At 46.1% G+C, this 2,269-nt stretch carries 4 protein-coding genes; all 4 read right to left on the bottom strand.

What is annotated here, in order from left to right; all coding sequences use genetic code 11:
* Nucleotides 1–199: 199 nt before the first annotated feature.
* Entirely contained in the window at nucleotides 200–583 is a 384-nt protein-coding gene (gene rplL / locus AC4E7D_RS14110) for a 50S ribosomal protein L7/L12 (protein ID WP_490174416.1), read from the bottom strand.
* 54 nt (nucleotides 584–637) lie between these two features.
* Nucleotides 638–1,153, bottom strand: a complete 516-nt coding sequence (rplJ, locus tag AC4E7D_RS14105; RefSeq protein WP_490174415.1) for a 50S ribosomal protein L10 — start codon at nucleotides 1,151–1,153, stop codon at nucleotides 638–640.
* 16 nt (nucleotides 1,154–1,169) lie between these two features.
* Nucleotides 1,170–1,859, bottom strand: a complete 690-nt coding sequence (rplA, locus tag AC4E7D_RS14100) for a 50S ribosomal protein L1 (protein ID WP_490174414.1) — start codon at nucleotides 1,857–1,859, stop codon at nucleotides 1,170–1,172.
* A 21-nt stretch (nucleotides 1,860–1,880) separates the two neighbouring features.
* A partial coding sequence (gene rplK / locus AC4E7D_RS14095; protein ID WP_490174413.1) for a 50S ribosomal protein L11 occupies nucleotides 1,881–2,269 on the bottom strand: 389 nt, incomplete at its 5' end.

The following is a 2,269-nucleotide window of genomic DNA, read 5'->3' as shown; positions in this document are numbered from 1 at the left end:
GAAATCCGGGTATTCCGGTATGTTCTTAGCGGATGCAAAATTTATTCTCTCAATCGGTTTAGTGAACATCTATGGACAAGTTTTTGATCGTGAATACTCAAACGGGTGGTATACTGCTTCATATACCCAATATAAAAGGGTTTAGGCCTAGCCACCAAAAAGGCGGAAGACCTAAACCAAAACCATATGGTCAGCGCTATTATTTAAGCTCAACTTCTGCGCCTGCTTCTTCCAATGATTTTTTGATACCTTCTGCTTCGTCTTTAGCAACACCTTCCTTAACGGCTTTAGGTGCACTGTCAACGATATCCTTGGCGTCTTTCAGTCCAAGCCCGGTTAATTCCTTAACCAGCTTAACTACTGCCAATTTGGAAGCTCCAGCGGCTTTGAGGACAACATCAAACTCTGTTTTTTCCTCAGCTGCTTCAGCTTCACCGCCTCCGGCTGCTCCGCCACCTGCCACTGCAACTGCAGCTGCGGCTGGCTCAATGCCGTACTCTTCTTTTAATATATCAGCTAATTCGTTAACCTCTTTTACAGTTAAATTAACCAATTGTTCTGCGAAATCTTTTAAATCTGCCATTTTTCTATCGTTTAATAAAAAGTTTTAATTATTGTGTTTATTAGTGCGTTCAAATTATTTTTCGGAAAGGGTTTTAAGGATACCCGCCAGCTTTCCACCTCCGGATTTCAGTCCGGAAATTACGTTCTTGGCAGGAGATTGCAGCAATCCAATAATATCTCCGATCACCTCTTCCTTGGATTTGATATTTACCAGGGTTTCCAATTTATCGTCCCCGATAAAGATCGCTTCCTCAACAAAAGCACCTTTCAATAAGGGCCTGTCTGATTTCTTCCTGAAGTTCTTGATAAGCTTGGCCGGTGCATTACCGGTTTCTGAGAACATGAGGGAGGTATTTCCCTTTAGTACATCAGGCAATTCTCCAAACTCTTTTTCAGATGCTTCCATGGCCTTGGCCAGGAGGGTATTCTTAACTACAGAAAGTCTGATATTGGCTTTGAAGCACGCCCTCCGCAGTGCAGAGGTGGTAGATGCATCAAGCCCGGAAATGTCTGCCAGATAAATCGTGGCATTCTCAGCCAGCTGTGCAGTCAAATCCTCTATAACGTTTGCTTTTTCTTGTCTAGTCATGATTTCACTATTACAGTTAAACTGCTTTTGGATCTAATTGCACGCTGGGGCTCATGGTACTCGACATATAAATGCTCTTCATGTACACCCCTTTGGCTGCAGCTGGTTTCATTTTGTTCAGGGTATCGAGCAACTCTTTGGCATTTCCAGCGATTTTATCTGCCGGGAAAGAGGCTTTCCCGATAGCGGCATGTACAATACCCGCTTTATCTACCTTAAAGTCGATCTTACCTGCTTTCACATCAGAGACTGCCTTAGACACATCCATGGTTACCGTACCTGTCTTGGGGTTGGGCATCAGCCCACGGGGCCCGAGGATACGTCCCAGAGGTCCCAGTTTTCCCATAACACTGGGCATGGTGATGATGACATCCACATCGGTCCATCCGCCCTTGATCTTGTCAAGGTATTCGTCCAAACCAACATAATCTGCACCCGCCTGCTCGGCTTCTGCCTCCTTGTCCGGAGTAACCAGGGCGAGTACCTTCACGTCTTTACCGGTACCATGCGGCAGGGTCACAACCCCACGTACCATCTGGTTCGCTTTTCTGGGGTCAACCCCCAGGCGAACAGCGATATCAACGGAAGCATCAAATTTGGTGTTGGTAATCTCTTTGATGAGTGCCGAGGCCTCTTCCAGACTGTATAGCCTGTCTTTTTCGATTTTGGCCCGGGCTTCCTTTTGTTTTCTAGATAACTTTGCCATGTTACAAATTGCTTTTAAGATTTAAAAAGGCCTCTTGCCCGAAACCTTCAATCCCATTGATCTTGCCGTTCCTGCTACCATGCTCATCGCAGACTCGACGGTAAAGGCGTTTAGATCCACCATTTTGTCTTCTGCAATTGCTCTTACCTGGTCCCAGGAAACGTTTCCTACTTTCGCTCGGTTCGGTTCACCAGATCCTTTTTTAATCTTAGCCGCTTCCAAAAGTTGTACTGCCGCTGGCGGTGTTTTCACGACAAAGTCGAACGACTTGTCCTTGTACACAGAGATAACAACAGGCAAGACCTTGCCTTGCTTGTCCTGGGTCCTGGCATTAAACTGCTTACAGAACTCCATGATGTTAACTCCGGCAGCACCTAAAGCGGGTCCAACCGGTGGCGACGGATTCGCTG

The organism is Lentiprolixibacter sp. (assembly GCF_982873095.1).
Note: the sequence above shows the minus strand (reverse complement) of the source record. Positions and strands in the feature narration are given on the sequence as shown.

What these genes read in the sequence shown, in the direction of transcription:
- rplL (WP_490174416.1), bottom strand. Translation starts at nt 583, where the DNA reads ATGGCAGATTTAAAAGATTTCGCAGAACAATTGGTTAATTTAACTGTA.
- rplA (WP_490174414.1), bottom strand. Translation starts at nt 1,859, where the DNA reads ATGGCAAAGTTATCTAGAAAACAAAAGGAAGCCCGGGCCAAAATCGAA.
- rplJ (WP_490174415.1), bottom strand. Translation starts at nt 1,153, where the DNA reads ATGACTAGACAAGAAAAAGCAAACGTTATAGAGGATTTGACTGCACAG.